The sequence below is a fragment of the Acinetobacter sp. CFCC 10889 genome, assembly GCF_003268395.1.
Taxonomy (GTDB): Bacteria; Pseudomonadota; Gammaproteobacteria; order Pseudomonadales; family Moraxellaceae; genus Acinetobacter.
This window is the reverse complement of sequence record NZ_LQXQ01000004.1, coordinates 93,285-110,050: the sequence shown is the minus strand read 5'-3', so window position 1 is coordinate 110,050 and position 16,766 is coordinate 93,285. Positions and strand designations below refer to the sequence as shown.

Annotated in this window: 15 protein-coding genes and 2 pseudogenes; 3 read left to right on the top strand and 14 right to left on the bottom strand. The window is 37.9% G+C overall.

All coding sequences use genetic code 11. The features are described from left to right. Window positions 1-6: 6 nt before the first annotated feature. Window positions 7-858, top strand: a pseudogene (gene rluB / locus AVJ19_RS02600) (23S rRNA pseudouridine(2605) synthase RluB); the annotation flags it as partial. A 381-nt stretch (window positions 859-1,239) separates the two neighbouring features. Here the strand turns inward: rluB and AVJ19_RS02595 are convergent. From AVJ19_RS02595 to AVJ19_RS02560, 8 genes and pseudogenes are all read right to left on the bottom strand, one after another. Continuing rightward, window positions 1,240-1,587: a YegP family protein gene (locus tag AVJ19_RS02595; protein WP_111858249.1), complete on the bottom strand. Its 348-nt coding sequence runs from the start codon at window positions 1,585-1,587 to the stop codon at window positions 1,240-1,242. Between the two features lie 212 nt (window positions 1,588-1,799). Continuing rightward, complete coding sequence (locus tag AVJ19_RS02590; protein WP_111858248.1) at window positions 1,800-2,258, bottom strand: nucleoside deaminase; 459 nt, start codon at window positions 2,256-2,258, stop codon at window positions 1,800-1,802. A 39-nt stretch (window positions 2,259-2,297) separates the two neighbouring features. After that, on the bottom strand, window positions 2,298-2,735 hold the full coding sequence (locus AVJ19_RS02585) for a macro domain-containing protein (protein ID WP_228203267.1): 438 nt from the start codon (window positions 2,733-2,735) through the stop codon (window positions 2,298-2,300). A gap of 47 nt (window positions 2,736-2,782) precedes the next feature. After that, window positions 2,783-3,424 carry a dethiobiotin synthase gene (bioD, locus tag AVJ19_RS02580; RefSeq protein WP_111858246.1) on the bottom strand — a complete coding sequence of 214 codons (642 nt, stop codon included), beginning with the start codon at window positions 3,422-3,424 and terminating at the stop codon, window positions 2,783-2,785. Further along, a complete protein-coding gene (gene bioC / locus AVJ19_RS02575) occupies window positions 3,421-4,224 on the bottom strand; it encodes a malonyl-ACP O-methyltransferase BioC (protein WP_111858270.1) in 804 nt (267 codons plus the stop codon). The genes bioD and bioC overlap by 4 nt, the downstream gene beginning before the upstream one ends. A 19-nt stretch (window positions 4,225-4,243) precedes the next feature. Next, the gene (locus AVJ19_RS02570; RefSeq protein ID WP_171334151.1) at window positions 4,244-5,404 is read right to left on the bottom strand and encodes an 8-amino-7-oxononanoate synthase; all 1,161 of its coding nucleotides are present in this window, start codon (window positions 5,402-5,404) and stop codon (window positions 4,244-4,246) included. Further along, window positions 5,401-6,644, bottom strand: a pseudogene (gene bioA, locus AVJ19_RS02565) (adenosylmethionine--8-amino-7-oxononanoate transaminase). Before bioA ends, AVJ19_RS02570 begins: the two are co-directional and overlap by 4 nt. Before the next feature lie 199 nt (window positions 6,645-6,843). Next, on the bottom strand, window positions 6,844-7,572 hold the full coding sequence (locus tag AVJ19_RS02560) for a hydrolase (RefSeq protein WP_111858244.1): 729 nt from the start codon (window positions 7,570-7,572) through the stop codon (window positions 6,844-6,846). A gap of 84 nt (window positions 7,573-7,656) precedes the next feature. Between AVJ19_RS02560 and AVJ19_RS02555 the strand changes: the two genes are divergently transcribed. After that, window positions 7,657-7,989 (top strand): hypothetical protein, encoded by a 333-nt coding sequence (locus AVJ19_RS02555; protein WP_111858243.1) that lies wholly within the window; start codon window positions 7,657-7,659, stop codon window positions 7,987-7,989. 4 nt (window positions 7,990-7,993) lie between these two features. Here the strand turns inward: AVJ19_RS02555 and AVJ19_RS02550 are convergent, their stop codons facing one another. Further along, the gene (locus tag AVJ19_RS02550; RefSeq protein WP_111858242.1) at window positions 7,994-8,320 is read right to left on the bottom strand and encodes a DUF6176 family protein; all 327 of its coding nucleotides are present in this window, start codon (window positions 8,318-8,320) and stop codon (window positions 7,994-7,996) included. Window positions 8,321-8,457: 137 nt separating this feature from the next. Here AVJ19_RS02550 and AVJ19_RS02545 point away from each other — a divergent pair, with 137 nt between their 5' ends. Further along, the gene (locus AVJ19_RS02545) at window positions 8,458-9,027 is read left to right on the top strand and encodes a peroxiredoxin (protein WP_111858241.1); all 570 of its coding nucleotides are present in this window, start codon (window positions 8,458-8,460) and stop codon (window positions 9,025-9,027) included. A gap of 303 nt (window positions 9,028-9,330) precedes the next feature. On the opposite strand, the gene ftn is transcribed toward AVJ19_RS02545, so the two are convergent. The 5 genes from ftn to AVJ19_RS02520 form a co-directional block, all read right to left on the bottom strand. After that, window positions 9,331-9,795, bottom strand: coding sequence for a heteropolymeric bacterioferritin subunit Ftn (ftn, locus tag AVJ19_RS02540; protein WP_111858269.1), 465 nt, complete (start codon window positions 9,793-9,795; stop codon window positions 9,331-9,333). A 421-nt stretch (window positions 9,796-10,216) separates the two neighbouring features. Then, entirely contained in the window at window positions 10,217-12,343 is a 2,127-nt protein-coding gene (locus AVJ19_RS02535; protein ID WP_416240564.1) for a TonB-dependent receptor, read from the bottom strand. 220 nt (window positions 12,344-12,563) lie between these two features. Beyond that, window positions 12,564-13,433, bottom strand: a complete 870-nt coding sequence (locus tag AVJ19_RS02530) for a hypothetical protein (protein ID WP_162626522.1) — start codon at window positions 13,431-13,433, stop codon at window positions 12,564-12,566. A gap of 58 nt (window positions 13,434-13,491) precedes the next feature. Further along, window positions 13,492-15,516 carry an NAD-dependent DNA ligase LigA gene (ligA, locus tag AVJ19_RS02525; RefSeq protein ID WP_111858267.1) on the bottom strand — a complete coding sequence of 675 codons (2,025 nt, stop codon included), beginning with the start codon at window positions 15,514-15,516 and terminating at the stop codon, window positions 13,492-13,494. A gap of 248 nt (window positions 15,517-15,764) precedes the next feature. After that, on the bottom strand, window positions 15,765-16,766 hold the full coding sequence (locus AVJ19_RS02520; protein ID WP_111858239.1) for a cell division protein ZipA C-terminal FtsZ-binding domain-containing protein: 1,002 nt from the start codon (window positions 16,764-16,766) through the stop codon (window positions 15,765-15,767).

The following is a 16,766-nucleotide window of genomic DNA, read 5'->3' as shown; positions in this document are numbered from 1 at the left end:
GCTGTCATGAGTGAAAAGTTGCAAAAGGTACTCGCACGAGTAGGATTAGGCTCTCGCCGTTATATGGAAGAGGTCATTGCTGCCGGTCGTGTGAGTGTCAACGGTCAAGTTGCTCAAGTGGGTGAACGTATCGAACCAACCGATGAGCTTCGCATTGATGGTCGTAAGGTTCAGTTCCAAATTGAAGATGAAATTCGTCGTCGTGTGTTGATTTATTATAAACCTGAAGGCGAAATTTGTTCACGTAACGACCCTGAATCACGTCCTACTGTATTTGAACATTTACCTCCGATTGCCAATGACCGTTGGGTGATGGTGGGTCGTTTGGATATTAACTCAACAGGTTTGTTATTGTTTACCAATGATGGTGAACTTGCCAATCGTCTAATGCACCCGTCAAATGAAATTGAACGTGAATATGCTGTGCGTGTTATGGGTGAAGTCACTCCTGAATTGCGTAAAAACATGCTCAATGGTGTTGTTTTAGACGATGGTCCTGCTAAGTTTGAATCATTTACTGAAATTGGTGGTGAAGGAATCAACCGTTGGTATCAAGTGGTAGTAAAAGAAGGTCGTAACCGTGAGGTTCGTCGTATTTTTGAATCTCAAGGTTTGAAAGTAAGTCGATTATTACGTACACGTTATGGCACAGTGATTTTACCACGTGAACTTCGTACAGGTCGTTGGATGGAACTTGATAAACAAGACATCGACAATTTAGCAAAAACTGTTGAGCTTAAACCTCGTCAAGGCACAGGTTTATACGGTATGGCAAAACGTCGTAATGAACGTATGCAAGACAAACCGATGACAGCACGTCGTGGTGGTTATTTACGCCAACAGCGCCGTGATAGTGAAAATGCTCATGAAGATCAAGGCTATCAAAATCATCGCCAAGACACACGTTCTGAGCGTCCTGCTTATGGTAACCGTGACCGTAATGACTTCCGTGCTGAACGTCCTGCACCACGTTTTGAGGGCAATCGTGATCGCAACGACTTCCGTACTGAACGTTCTGCACCACGTACTGAAAGCAACCGAGATCGTAATGGCAATAACTTTAATAGCCAAAACCGTGATGAGAATAAATTTTCACAGCGCAAACCATTTGGTTTAAAAAAAGGTTTTAATAAACCTTAATTGAGCGTTATAGAAATAATAAAAAACCACTATTTCGATAGTGTTTTTTATGCAATATTTTCTAAATAAACTTTCTCTGACACCAAATACTTTTGAAATTCAGCCCGATGCTTCTTCTGTTAAATCCTTAATTGTTTCAGAAACTCCATTTTTCTTCACAGATTCAATGCCGTTATCTCGTGCTGCATCACCTGAATAAAATTGACTCGACCCAATAATCTGATGATTTGCTGCTTTTAAATTAAAATAAGGCTTACCATTTTTTGCCTCTAAACGATCATAACGACCATCATCGGGGCTATTCTTCTGTACTGAAGCAATACCATTTTGTGCTGATGCTTTTGCTTTATAAAGCTCACTGGTTAGAATCACTTCCCCATTTCCTGCTTTTAAAACAAAGCGATACTGACCATCTTTTGCTTGACTAATTTCATACCATCCAGACATTGTTTCACCTCTTAATTTTTGTCTGCTTATTTTCACTTCACAGTGTTTATCGACTAAAAAATACACGAAACATATAAAATATAGATGACTTTTCAATATTTAAAAAGCTGATTTTGTAATAACTTTACATTTTTTATGATTTTAAAATTTTCAAGCAATGCAGCTCTTTTAAGCTGCTGAATCAATATATCACCAACCACACATTTCCCTGATTATTTTGAATGTTGTTGCCAAAGTTCATATAAATGAAAAGGTACATCTGCTTGCAGTTGTGCATAACTCAAACCTTGTTGTACATGCGGTTCATCTCTTAAACTTTCAGCGATTTTTGCAGTAGACAGACCAAAAGGTTCAGCATCTGCATTGGAATAGGCATAGACAATTTTTTCCACACCCGCCATTCGTAGTGCTGCCAAACACATTGGGCAAGGCTGTCCACTTGCATAGACCACACAATCTTTCAGCGAGGTGCTTTTTAGATTTTGCGCTGCCTGACGTAAAGCATTCAGTTCCGCATGTGAGGTTGGATCGCCTGTCGTCAATATCTGATTAACACCTGTACTGATCACTGTGCCATTTTTGACAATCACGGCACCAAAAGGACGACCACCTTGTTCCACATTGACTTTGGCAAGATGAATGGCTTGGCTAAGGAAATCTAAATCTGTCATGATCAAACCTATACTTTTCAAATGAGTCCAAACTCAAATTTAACTGTCTGATAATTTTACCAAAGTATGCGCTTCACCTTGTAATTCATCCTCAATGATTTGAGAAATAATTGACCAATCACCATGCGCCAAACCTGCACCAATCAAAGGATAAGCGATTTTCAAGCCTGAAAATTCAGCTTTAATTCCTTGAAAAACCTGCCGAATAGCATCGTAATCGGCTTTTAGACCACGCCCACGCCAATCAAATTGGCTATACGCATTGATGATAATAAACTCAACACCATCACGCTGAATCTTGGCTTGCGAATAACTGCCCAACTTTTCCCGATCACCTGAAATAGTTTGTAAATCAGCCTGATAGGCTTCAGGGAATTGTGCTTTAATCGCTTTGGCAATGCCTGCACCCATCGTACAAAAGCAGTTACAGCCATGTACAATTACATCAAACTGTCCCTGCTCAGCAAGTACCAACAATCACCAATCACAACTTTCATTTTTTATTCTGCAAAAAATATTTCTGTTTAAATTACAGGAATATCCATCCAAATACTGTTTGGAAAATGTTTAGCCAAATAAGTTTTTAAATATTCCGCAGTATCTTTGGAAATCAGTTTATCCTGAGATTGATCTTTTAAGTTATAAGCCAATGCATAAAGTTCCAAACCACGACTTTTCAATGCTTCCAGACTCAAGATCGTATGGTTAATACTGCCCAAACGCCCTGAAGTCACGAGAATCACAGGCAATTTTTTCTCAGCTACATAATCAATTGTAAGTAGTTCTGTGGTTAACGGCACCATCAAACCGCCTGCACCTTCGAGCAAGACAACCTCATACTTTTCAGCAAGTTGAGCAGTCGCATTTTCTATTTTTTGAAAATCAATCTCACGACCATCAATTTTGGTTGCCAAGTGTGGCGATGCAGGATAAGTAAAAATTTCAGGCATGGTCAGTTTACTGTCATCTTCAGGAAACCAGCCCATACCCATGATTTCACGATGCTGCTCAATGTCTTCTGAAATATCCACATTACCCGTTTGAATCAGTTTTTGCGTGATGGTTTTCTTACCTTGCGCATTCCATAACTTTGCTAAATAGCCTGTGGTGTAGGTTTTGCCAATGCCTGTATCGATTCCACTGATGAAGTAAACTGAACCTGTCATGGCATTCTCCGCGCGATACAATAAATCGGATGATAAGACAAAGGATATGACGCTTTACCCAATTCATCCTGTGTTAAAAACTGCTGATAATTCAAATAAAAATCCTGCAAACTTTGCTTTGTCCAGCGGAAGTTTGAAGCCGTAGCAGTGACACCTGTGGCTTTTAAATGTTGCAAAATTTGCTTTGGATGTTCGAAATTTAAAGCTTCAATCTGTTCGGAAATATGCAGAATTTCAAAACCATTTTTTAGTAGCTTTTCCTGAATATTTTCAAGGCTTAAATAATCCAAGCCCTGCCCTGTTAAAGCTTTAATTTCCTGTAAATTCTGCTGACCAAAAGTCGAAAAACACAACAATGCTTGAGGATTTAAACTGTGTCGTGCTTTGGTGAATACAGCACCTAAATCACTCATCCATTGCAGAACAGAACTTGAGGCAATCAGGTCGTTATTTTGAGGAAAATTCAACTGTTCAATATCGCCAATCAGGAACTCAATCTTTGGCTGAGTTTGAACTGCTTGAATCTGATCTGACTGAAAATGTTGCTGAACTTCTGAATAGAGATCATTCAAAATCAGATGCTTGATCTGTAAATTTTCAATGAGTAGATGACTTAAATTACCCGAACCACACCCCATTTCAAAAACCTGATTTAACTGCTTAGGACTATATTGTGCGATTAAATCAAATAATTGCTGTGCAATTTTGCGTTGCACAATTGCATGTTCAGGATAGCTTTGCCCTGCTTGTGCAAAGCGCAACGCCACTTGCGTTTTATCAATATGTTGTGGATTTTTCATTACAATATTCATCATCAGTTCACAACAAAGTCACAAGTTGCTCAAGCTCAGATTGCTTGATTTGTGCAGTGAGTGAAATGCGTAAACGTGAACTGTTTTGTGGCACTGTCGGTGGACGTACAGGCATGATGTAAAAACCCACATCCTGCAACGCTTTGGCTTTTGCCACTGTTTTGGTAGATTCACCGATAATCACAGGAACGATATGCGAACTTGAAGGACAATCAAAACCTTGATTAATCACAGCTTGTTGTAAATATGTGCTGAGCTGTTGTAAATGCTGACGTTGTGAATTTAAGTTCAACACTTTCTGAAAAATAAAATTTGTCCATGCCATACAGATCGGTGGTTGTGCAGTACTGAAGATCAATGGACGCATCGCATTAATCAAATAATCCCGAATAATTACATGACAAATCAAATATCCACCGACTGAAGCAATCGCTTTACCAAATGTCCCAACCAAAAGATCAATGTCATTGATCACGCCATATTGTTCCGCACAGCCTAGACCCTGCTCGCCACGCACACCGATTGCATGCGCTTCATCGACATAGAGCATGACTTTGGAGAATTGCTTTTTAATCCGAACCAGTTCAGCCAAATCTGTTTCATCACCATCCATACTGAAAATAGATTCAGTCACTACAATGATGCGTTCAAAGGCTTCATCTTCATGATATTTATGTAAAAGTTGAGTCAGATGAGCCAAATCATTATGACGATAACGCACATATTTTGCAGTGGATAATCGAATCCCATCAATCATACTTGCGTGAATCAGCTTGTCAGCAAGAATCAAAGTTTTACTGTCTGCAAGCGCAGGTAAAATTCCAATATTCATGTGATAACCACTGTTAAATAACAGTGCAGCACGACCATGAAAAGCCTGACCTAAACTCGCTTCAAGCTGTTCATATTCAGGAAAATTTCCTGTGAGTAAGCGTGAAGATGTCGAACTCATCCAGCGTTGATCATTCGGTGTTTCATCAAAAAACTGTTCACGTAATTGCAGGTCAGAATTTAAACCCAAATAGTCATTCGATGCGAAATTGAGCATGTTCCGACCATCAATCTGAATATAACGATCTTGCTGAATATTGGACGTAAATTGACGAAAATTTCCCTGTTGTTTCAGTTGATTCAGTTGTGCTGAAAAATGCTCCAGTAAATGACTCACAATGCATTCTCCATAGCATTTTTCATGTTTTCAACCACTTCAACCAGTTGTTCTAACAGTGTTTTTAATTCATTTTCGGAAATAACATAAGGCGGCATCACATAGACCAGTTTGCCGAATGGGCGAATCCAAATCCCACGGCGCACAAACTCTTGTTGCAGGGTTTTCATATCGACGTTAAAGGTCAATTCCACCACGCCGATTGCACCTAAAACACGCACGTTATTGACAAATTCAAGCTGTGCCAAAGGCTGTAAATGACTTGATAGTTGCTGTTCAATGCGCTGAATATTCGCTTGCCAATCCTGAGAAATGAGCAATTCTGTACTTCGTACCGCCACCGCACATGCCAAGGGATTTGCCATAAAAGTTGGACCATGCATAAACACACCCGCTTCACCCTGACTAATGGTTTCCGCTACTTTTTTTGTGGTCAGCGTCGCTGATAAAGTCATATAACCACCTGTCAAACCTTTGCCGATACACATAATGTCAGGCTCTACACCTGCCCATTCCCATGCAAAAAGCTTGCCTGTACGTCCAAAACCTGTGGCGATTTCATCGAAAATCAGCAGGATATTGTATTTTTCACAAAGCAATTTGGCTTGACGTAAATATTCAGGATGATAAAAACGCATACCGCCTGCACCTTGTACAATTGGTTCAAGAATAAGTGCAGCAATATTCTGATGTTGTTCTGCTAAGGTTTTTTCGAGTTCGGCAATGTCAGATGGTTTCCATTCCTCATCAAAAGCTGTTTGTGGTGCAGGTACAAAAATCCGATTCGGTAAACTTGAACCAAAAATCTGATGCATACCTGTGACAGGATCACACACCGACATCGCATTCCATGTATCACCATGATAGCCTGAGCGCGGTGTAACAAAGTTGGTCTTAGCAATTTTGCCTTGCGCAGACCAAAACTGAACTGCCATTTTCAGCGCCACTTCTACAGCAACAGAACCTGAATCGGCATAGAAAATTTTATCCAAACTCGGAGGCGTGATTTGAGTAGTAATTTACCCAATTGAATCGCAGGATCATGGGTAAAGCCACCAAACATGATGTGCGACATATTTTGCAGTTGATCAGTCACTGCCTGATTCAGCTCAGGATGGTTATAACCATGTATCGCACACCACCATGACGACATGCCATCAATCAACTGCCGACCATCTTCAAGTTCAATGATCGCACCGTGTGCCCTTTTCACTTTAAACGTCGGTAGCGGGTTGGTCATAGACGTATAAGGATGCCAAATATGTTGTTGATCAAATGCCTGATCACTGAGTTGATCATTCAACGAATCATCTAATGTTTGGTTTGATTCAGTATTTGAATCGGTCATCCTTAACTCCATGTACATCTATCACAATAAATCTATTTTACAGATCTTAAACCTGCATGAATGATAAATAAATTGCGAGATGCACCACTTATCAGGATGTTTGCTTTATTTTTTGTAAATATTGGCAGATTTTGTCAGTAATTAGATCAACTTGGAAAACAGGCAAACCATGTGAGCCACTGATTAACTCAGCTTCTAAAAACTTTGCGTCTAATTTTTGCAGATTCTCCAAGACTTTGTAACTAACTAAATAATCCTGTTTTCCGAAGATATGATATTGCTGACCTACATAATTTTTCAGAATATCAACAAGATTTAAATTTTCCAACAAGTTTAACCCATCTTGTAATAGCTCAATCTTCTGTGCCTGTATCAAACTTTGCAACTTTACAAAATCTGCTTTGGTACTTTCTACACCTTGGCAGACCATGTAGCCAAATTTCTTTAAGGTCGCAATTGCGTCAGCTTCAAAGGATTGTTTAAAACTTTGGAATGTTGTTTGTGGCATAGCTGTTTGCCATTCAGCATTGGCAACAAAACATGGATTGGATGCTAATGTAATCAGCACTTTGTGTTGTTGGTATTGCTTGGAAATTTGATCAACCAATAATGTGGCAAGTTGCCCACCCAAAGACCATCCGATGATCACATCAAAATCTTTGGCTTTTTCAGTTTGGCGTTGCAATTCTGCATTATCCAAAGCATTGAAAATATTGATCAGTTCAACTTCATGTCCTTGGTTTTGTAAAGCTTGCTGTAAGGCGCTGAGTAGTTTAGTACCACCGCCCCAACCTGTGATGAGTAAAATTTTTTGGTTCAATTGAAAATAAACTACATTGTCATTCTTGAAACTTTATTAGATCATGCTTAAAGTTCAACAACAATCATCTTCAGAAAGAAAGTAATGACTATCGTTTTAATGATAGAGAATCCAATAAATGAGATAGAACAAAGTACTATTCCCATTTCCACAGAAGCTTTTTTCACTAAAGCTTGGCAACCTTTAGCTAAAACCTTAAAATTAGAATGGGTTCCAATTTTTCAGACAGGTATTTTCATTAGTTTCTCAGATAAAAATAACGTATTGACTGAACTCAATTTATTATTAAACAATCTAAATTTGATTTCATTGCTCGATTCTGAAATAGCTTATTTTTCTGAACGACTAAATCTGTTAATTAAATCTATAAATTCAATTTTCGATTTAAGGGAAAATATTGTTCTGTATATTGGTTAATTCTTTATTTTTCATCATTATCCAAATCCACCAACAACGTTGCTTTATAACCCTTTTCCCAATTTTGCTTAAACTGTTTATGCATCGCATCTATTGGAAACTGACTTTCACGTCCGACTTGTTGCGCTTTAGCAATGTCTTCTGCTCGCATATAAGCAATCAAATAATCCTGCCCCTCAAGTGCCACATGAAACCATGATTCAACAAAAACACCTTCAGCTTTTAAAGTTTCAATCGCCTCAGCTTTTCGTGCATTCAATTCAGCCTGCCATGCTTCAACATTCTGCATTGAATTGCCTTTTAATTTAATCAGCACTGCACCGACATCCATTGTTTTTCTCGTTGTATTTATTGAAAATGTGAGAATAGATCATAAATTTATTTCGCATAAATACCAACATTTTTCATCACGCATGAAATCTAAAATTTGCTATGATCAAAACAGCTTAAATGTAGGAAAAATCTGTAATGAAATTCGTTAAACTCGTAAGTATGAGCCTACTTTCCATTTCTACATTAGGCATGTTTAATTTCGCCCAAGCTGAAAACTCAATTTTTTCCAAAGTAGATTCAGATCAAAAACAATGGGTAGGCAAACCTGCACCAAGTTTTAAATTACAAGATCAAAATGCAAAATGGCATGAACTCAGCCAATATAAAGGCAAATGGGTCGTACTCTATTTTTATCCAAAAGATAACTCACCAGGTTGTACCCAAGAAGCCAATCAATTTAAAACGCTTTATCCACAATTTATCAAAAATAATGCCGTGGTTTTAGGCGTAAGTTTAGATGATGTTGAGTCACATCAAAAATTCTCTGAAAAATTAGGTTTAAACTTTCCAATCCTTGCTGACAATGATCATCAACTTGCAAGTCAATTGGGGATTATTCGAAATCTTGGTATTACAAAAATCGCCAAAAGGGAAACCTTTCTGATTGATCCACAAGGCATTGTGACCTATCACTATAGCAGTGTGAATACACAAACCCATGCAGGGCAAGTTTTAGCAGATATTCAAAAGTTTTCTAAAAAGTAGCCCATAAAAAGAATGCTGATCAGTTAAGCAAAATTATTGGAAAAATTCCTAAAATCTCCCCTAACCCTGAGCCATATATGGCGCAAGGAAAAGAGGGGAACTTCTTGTAACTAAAATAATTTTTTAGTAATCTTGCGCAGCTGAGCTACTCATCCCTCCTTTGAAAAAGGAGGGTTGGGGAGGATTTAAAAACTAAACTGACGGACAATATCCAATAAAAAAGCCTTTAGACATTTACCTAAAGGCTTTTATTCCACCTCATCCCAACCTTCTCCTCAAGGAGAAGGAATGAACAAAGTAATCTTACATTTGAGATTGAATATAGTTTGGTAGACCAATCAACTCAATCAAACGCATTTGTTTTTCTAACCAATACGTATGATCTTCTTCAGTATCCGACATTTGCTGACGAAGCATATCACGCGTGACATAATCGCCTTTTTCTTCACACAGCTTCACGCCTTGCGCTAACTTTTCACGTACATGATATTCAAGTGCCAAGTCTGCTTTTAAGCAAGTCACTACATCTGTACCAACTTCGATGTCATCACGATCCATGTTGGGTGTGCCATCAAGGAACAATACACGGCGAATCAAAGCATCTGCATGTGCGCCTTCTTCTTGGCTTTCATGGTCAATACGTTCGAAAATTTTGCTTAAACCCCAGTCTTCGTACATACGAGAATGGATCAAATATTGATCACGAGCAGCCAGTTCACCACCGATCAACATGTTTAGATAGTCTACAACTTCTGGATTGCCACGCATTTCAATTACTCCATACCCTTTTGCTGTATTATGGACAATTTTTCCATACAATGCAAAAAATAAAATGTGTAAGTTTATGATTTTTATAAAATTAAAATGAGAAACATACGCATTTACAGTCACATTCATAAATTTTTTAGATAAAAAATAAGCCTTTGCAAACTTTTTAGAGATGGCAAAAGTATAAATCTGAGCAAATTCGTCAATTTTAAAATTTGTAACGATTAGGAATGTGTCTTATTTCAAGTATTTTAAATGAGAATACGCATAATTTAAAATCAACATCATGACTTTCTAGCAAGCTTTCATAGCTGTATGTAATGTAATCCTATTTAAAAATATAGCCCATTTCTCAATATTAAAAATGGGCTATATTTCAATTGATCCTAGACGATGCATTCAGTCATCAAAAGACCCTCTTTTAGAAGTCAAAAGTTACCCCTGCTTTATAAGTACGTGCACCACCCACTAAAGCATAGTTTTCAGTAAACATTCCTTCCCAATATTTTTTGTCTGAAACATTATCAACATTTACAAGGAAAGTCGTATCTACACCACCCAGCTTAGTCTTATAACGTGCACCCACATCAACAATGGTAAAATCAGGAAGTTCTAAAGTATTGGCATTATTCATATACTGTTTGCCAACATAGTTGACACGGGTATTAACATTTAAACCGTCAATAAATGGAATTGCATAGTCCAAACCGACTGATGCTGTCCATTCAGGTACACCATATACCGTATTGCCTTCATTGGTGACGCCTTTGCTCACTGCTGCTTTGGTTAATTCAGAATCATTATAAGCAACATTACCCAATAAATTTAAACCATCAATGACTTCACCTGAAATCGCCCACTCTACGCCACGTGAACGTGTTTCAGCATCATCCGTAGTGATTTGATTAATTTTATCATTTGTTGTACTTGAATATGGCATCACCATCGTACTTGGCTTTTCAATTTGATAAAGTGCCAAAGTATTGAGCCATTTACCTGCTTGATATTTTGCCCCAACCTCATATTGTTTGGTTTGGAATGGTGCAAATGTTACACCTGCATTGGCATCGTTGCTTAACGTACTGTCAACGGTTGAGCCTTCAGATAATCCTTCGACATAACTTGCATACAATGACAGATTCTCACCAAATGGTTTCACCACAATGCCTAAACTTGGTGAAACTTTATCTTCGCTATATGCTGTTTTTTTCTGTAAATTTTTCGTATCAATGTCTTGATAACGTGCCCCCAAAATCAACTGTAAACGATCATCTAACATCGAAAGCTGATCTGTTAAGGTATAACTGACATAGTCATTATCCCCCATTGGTGCAATTTCAGGTCTTAACAGTGGCATATTGCCTTCATGTGATGGGTTATAAATATTGGTATTAAATGGAACAGCTGTTGCACCTTGCCCTTTATGTTGATCAAATTTACGGTTTAAATAATCAGCTCTTAAACCTAAAGTATGTTTAATTGAACCTGTATCAAATTTTGCTTCAAAACCTGCATTGGCAGACGTATTTTGTTCTTGTGAACCAACACGGTAATATTGCGAGGTCGCATCGCCTTGTGCATTTTGTAAAATCATGCGTGTGCCAAATAAATGCCCTGCATATTGTTTTTCAATATAGCCCACACCTGCAAATGCTTTTAGATCTGGCGTAAATTTATATTCCCCAGATAAACCAACAAAATTACTTTCTGTATGACCTTGTAAATGTGGAAAATAATTGGAATCCCCTACAGGTGCTTTCACAACATGATCCAACTTTTGCATAGAAACCATGGCAGGTGAACCACCATCTCGGTCATCACGTACAGCATAGGAATCAAAGTTAATTTTCACTTTGTCTGTGGTATAGTCCGCAGCGATTGCCCCTGAAATGTGGCGATCATCCATACCATCAATGGTATGTTCACCTTGACCATATGTACCATTGACACGCAAACCAAATTCTTTGTTCTCACCAAAACGGCGTGAAATATCAAAACCTGATTTGTAAAAACCTTCATCTTCAAAAGAGCCTGACACTTGTGTGACTTCTTTGTCAGCACGTTTAGAGTTAGCAATGACAACGCCACCGACACTACCTGTTGGTGCTACACCTGAAACCAAAGCATTTGGACCTTTTAGCACTGTAACGCTGTCTAAGAATTCAGTGGGCACACGTCCATACGGTGCAATTCCAAACAAGCCGTTATAAGCCATGTCTTCGTGATTTAAATCAAAACCACGGATTTTAAAGTTTTCATTTAAATGTCCTTGATTACTTGTGATACGAATACTTGGGTCATTTTTGAGTACATCCCCCACAGTTGATGCTTGTTGTTCTTGAATGAGTTGTTCGCTATATGAAGCGATGCTAAATGGTGTATCGACAATTTTTTTATTGCCCAATGGACCTAAATTGGTCTGTTGTTTGAGTTGCCCATTGGCGAAAGTCTCATTATTTTTTTGTTTTTGCGCTTGCAGAACCACTTCAGGTAAAGTGGCAACTTCATCTTCTGCTGACACAACCGAGCTAAACGTGCTCGTGATCATGGCAAGCCCTATTGAGCTTACTAATATTTTTTTAGAGAACATGGAAATAACACACAATTACTAATGAGAATGATTATTATATTCACAATCAATTCGTTTATTTATTGTAAAATTTAATCTTGCTTTAAGTTTACATCTGTTTTAACAATAATAAATATTATTCTCATTTAGAAACATGCTGTATAAATTTCTAAATTAAATTTAAATCAATAAATTAAAGTTATTTTTCAGATTTTTCTTCAGCTAGCTGTGCAAGTACAGCAGGTGCAATTTCTTTACTTTTATATTTTTTTGAGCCAATTTGCACATGATCTAATGCAACGCTCCACCATATTCTACGTGTTTGGCTATCCCCATTTTGAATGGAATCAAAATATAAATATGCTTTTTTAGTATTGGGTAACTTGATTTGTATTACACATTGACGTACTTCATTCTGTTTAAAAAAAGACCATGACTCCAATGTCTCTGCTGTCCGCGTATTGAATGGTAGTTTTGTTTTTAAAATATTGATTGCTTCTCTTTTATATTCAAAACCACTTTCAATCATAAATTTTTGTTTTTTCAATAATCTTTTTGCAAGATCTGGTTCATCTTTTAGTAATTTTTGCAACTGTAAATCTTTCTTTTCAAAAAACAAATCAAGTTGTTGAACAAGTGGTTCGTAATTCTTTTTAATTTTAAATTTATGTTGCCCCATTAAAACAGATTGATAAATTTGATCATTTTCAGTGAGCTGATCTTGTTGATTTATATTTTCTAGCTTTAAAAGCATTTGATTAAATATAATTTTTTCTTGCTTTCGTGTATTTTCTTGTTGTTGGACACACATACTAAGCTGCAACATATTCAAGTCTTCTTGTTGCGTATTTGCTATACATTTCCCTGCTGTTTTATAAAGATAAACCCGCTCAAAAGCGTCATTACGCTCAAGCAAATAAGGCATTATTTCATTTATTAATTGTGTGTAAAATACCTCATTTAACTGATTAAGGACTGCTGTACGGTCACAACGGTTAAAAGTGTTATCACAGCGATATAAAACAAAACATGCGAAAGTAACTAATCCGATCCAAATTATAAATTTCATTATTTTTCTACTCATATTAAAAAGGAGAGCCGAAACTCTCCTCTGTACCACTCAAAATTTATTGATATTGTTTTAAAAACTCTAAAAACTCTTGCTCAGTCAATACTGGTACACCTGCTTTTTCAGCTTTTTCAAGCTTTGAACCTGCTTTTTCACCTGCAACGACACATTTGGTTTTACTCGAAACACTGCCACTGACTCGTGCACCTAAAGCCTGTAACATTTGTGTTGCATCATCACGTCCCATGGTCGCCAATGTTCCTGTGATCACCCAACTTTCACCATTTAAAGGCTGACGAGTAGGTGCAGTTGGCGCATCCCAATGAATGCCAGCTGCAAGCAAACGATCAATTACTTCAAGGTTATGTGGTGCTTGGAAGAAATCAGCAATCCATTCTGCGGTAATGTCACCAACATCAGGGGTTTTCTTCAATGCTTCTACATCCGCTTGTCGTAAAGCCTCAAAAGTTTGAAAAGTTTGCGCCAACATTCTTGAGGTATTCTCACCAACTCCACGAATACCCAAAGCATAAATAAAGGCAAATAATGTGGTTTTTTTACTCTTTTCAATCGCATCAAAAAGGTTCTGAACTGATTTTTCACCCATTTTTTCAATGCTTAATAACTTTTCACGGTGTTCATGCAAATGGTAAATGTCCGCAACATCTTTCAATAAATCAAGATGTAATAGAGACTCCACCCAACGTTCACCCAAACCTTCTATATCCATCGCTTTACGAGATACAAAGTGGCGAATCGCCTCTATACGCTGTGCTGCACAATATAAACCACCCGAACAACGTGCCAAAGCTTCGCCCTCAGGCATCACCACAGGCGAAGCACAGACAGGACAACTTTCAGGCAATGTCACTTCTACCACATCGGTAGGACGAAACTCTAGCCAGACTTTTTCAACTTTTGGAATCACATCACCACTACGATATACGCTGACAGTATCACCAACCCGCACATCTAAACGATGGATCTCACCAATATTATGCAGTGTGACATTGGAAACAGTTACACCACCAACTGCGACAGGGTTTAAACGTGCCACAGGCGTTAAAGTACCTGTACGTCCCACTTGCCAGTCGATATTATCCACTGTGGTCAATGCTGCAACCGCAGGGAATTTATATGCTGTTGCCCAACGTGGTTCACGACTTAAAAAGCCCAATTGCTGCTGCTGTTTGAGTGAATCAACTTTGACCACCATGCCATCAATTTCAACGGATAAACTTGGGCGTTGTTGGTTAATTTGTTCATATTTTTCTTGAACTTCTTGAATACTACTGCAAACAAAATGTTGTTCACCGATAGCAAAACCAAAATTAGTCAACCATTCCAAACTTTCTGACATTTTGTCTAAGCCATGATGTGGCTCACATTGTGCGATTCCATAAGCATAAAATGCTAAAGGACGTGCAGCTGCAATACTTGGATCAAGTTGACGTAAACTTCCTGCTGCGGCATTACGAGGATTAGCAAAAGTTTTTTCACCTTTGGCTTCATTCTCAGCATTCAGTTTTTCAAAGCCTGCTTTAGGCATCAACACTTCACCACGTACTTCTAGCAAACGTGGCACTTCCGCTTTATCTGATGCCAAGACTTTGGGTAAATTACGAATGGTTTTCACATTTTGGGTAATGACTTCACCTGTTTCACCATCACCACGAGTCACGCCACGGACTAACACACCATCTTCATACCATAATGAAATCGCTAATCCATCAAATTTTAATTCAACATCATATTCTATTTTTTGATTGGGTAAGCGCTCTTCCACACGTCGAGCAAAAGCAAATAATTCTTCTTGATCGAAGACATTCCCTAACGATAACATGGGTACAGTATGGGTAATATTGTCAAATTTAGACAATGCTTTCCCACCCACTTTGTTCGTTGGTGTATCTGCCTGAATAAGATCAGGATATTGTTCTTCCAATGCTTTTAGCTGATGAAAAATTTGGTCATATTCACTATCAGCAATACTTGGTTCATCCATCACATAATAGGCATGATTATGTTGTGCTAAGATTTGAATCAATTGACGCATTTGAGAAATTACGGCAGTTTTATCCATATTGTTTTTCACCATATAAACAGGCGAAAAGTCCGCCCTAAGTAGATTTGATCGTAAGTATAAAGGAATTTTGTTGCAGGATATAAGTGAATGCCATAAGCCTTACGACAAAAATTGTCGTACTGATCTTTAAATAGACTTCATGATCATTTTTTGTTTTTCATATTTTCTAATCAAAACATTTTTATCATTTTTCAATAAAACCCCGCCATCCATAAATCACGGGGTTTTCCACTCAGGTCTATACCTTAAGCTTCTTGTTCAGAACGATAATCTATCGCTTTATGACGCCAATGCTCTTTTAATTGCGGGGTAAATTCCAGATTATTTTCATCATATACTGTACCATCCACTTCACGTGCAATTAAACCAGCAATGCTTGCCATGGTATCAAAACCTTTTTGCACATTGCTATGTGGTAAAGCTAAGAAGAATGCCAGACCTTTGACTTGCTCAGTTGACAATGTTTCCAAATCAAAACCTACAGGTCCTTCATCCGTCAAACGCAATACGGAAAACATCAGTGGACTTGGCTCATCAATATTGTCATAACGATGGAAACACGATAATTCACCATAGCGTAAACCGTATTTTAATAATACTTTTAGTGTTTTATCACCTGACAATGCTTTACGTGGATTTGGATAAACATTCAGTGCAATGATGCTTTCAGCATTCGCTAATGTGCTTTCATCATCAAAACGTTGCTGTTCATGCAAATGTACATCTAAGATACTGCTTTCATCATCAAACTCTTTGATTTCAGCTGTTTCCACATTTGGATTTAAACTAAATTCTTCAGCTTTCGCGTCTTTAACTTCAGTTTCAGTCACTTCTGCTTGTTCAGCTTTTACATCTGCATCTGTAGTTTTCTCAACAATTTCTGCTTTTTCTACAGTCGTCTCAACCGATTTTTCAACAGCTTCCGCTTGAATAACAACAGATTCTACCTTTTCTTCTACAACAGTCTGTGTTGCAACTGTAGATGCATTCTGTTCAGCTTTAGGTGCATCTGCCACTTGTGCAGTATCCAAAGTATTTAAATTGGGTTCTACTCGAGCGGTTTCTGTCTCTGCTTGGAGTTGATCACGAACATGACGTGGAATAACAGGTTTATTACTTTCTGAGTTAATGTGCAACTCTGATTCTAAAGAAGGTGCTGCATCATCTGATTTGCGTAAAACCATTCTTAGACCAATAAGAATAATAATGACTGCAACAACAATCCCAACGATTGTGGTGATTTCCAT

Excerpts from the sequence above, each read along its gene's own strand:
- AVJ19_RS02595 (WP_111858249.1), bottom strand. The coding sequence starts at position 1,587 with ATGTCTGGATGGTATGAAATTAGTCAAGCAAAAGATGGTCAGTATCGC.
- AVJ19_RS02590 (WP_111858248.1), bottom strand. The coding sequence starts at position 2,258 with ATGACAGATTTAGATTTCCTTAGCCAAGCCATTCATCTTGCCAAAGTC.
- bioD (WP_111858246.1), bottom strand. The coding sequence starts at position 3,424 with ATGACAGGTTCAGTTTACTTCATCAGTGGAATCGATACAGGCATTGGC.
- bioC (WP_111858270.1), bottom strand. The coding sequence starts at position 4,224 with ATGAAAAATCCACAACATATTGATAAAACGCAAGTGGCGTTGCGCTTT.
- AVJ19_RS02555 (WP_111858243.1), top strand. The coding sequence starts at position 7,657 with ATGACTATCGTTTTAATGATAGAGAATCCAATAAATGAGATAGAACAA.
- AVJ19_RS02550 (WP_111858242.1), bottom strand. The coding sequence starts at position 8,320 with ATGGATGTCGGTGCAGTGCTGATTAAATTAAAAGGCAATTCAATGCAG.
- AVJ19_RS02545 (WP_111858241.1), top strand. The coding sequence starts at position 8,458 with ATGAAATTCGTTAAACTCGTAAGTATGAGCCTACTTTCCATTTCTACA.
- ftn (WP_111858269.1), bottom strand. The coding sequence starts at position 9,795 with ATGCGTGGCAATCCAGAAGTTGTAGACTATCTAAACATGTTGATCGGT.
- AVJ19_RS02535 (WP_416240564.1), bottom strand. The coding sequence starts at position 12,343 with ATGATCACGAGCACGTTTAGCTCGGTTGTGTCAGCAGAAGATGAAGTT.
- AVJ19_RS02530 (WP_162626522.1), bottom strand. The coding sequence starts at position 13,433 with ATGAAATTTATAATTTGGATCGGATTAGTTACTTTCGCATGTTTTGTT.
- ligA (WP_111858267.1), bottom strand. The coding sequence starts at position 15,516 with ATGGATAAAACTGCCGTAATTTCTCAAATGCGTCAATTGATTCAAATC.
- AVJ19_RS02520 (WP_111858239.1), bottom strand. The coding sequence starts at position 16,766 with ATGGAAATCACCACAATCGTTGGGATTGTTGTTGCAGTCATTATTATT.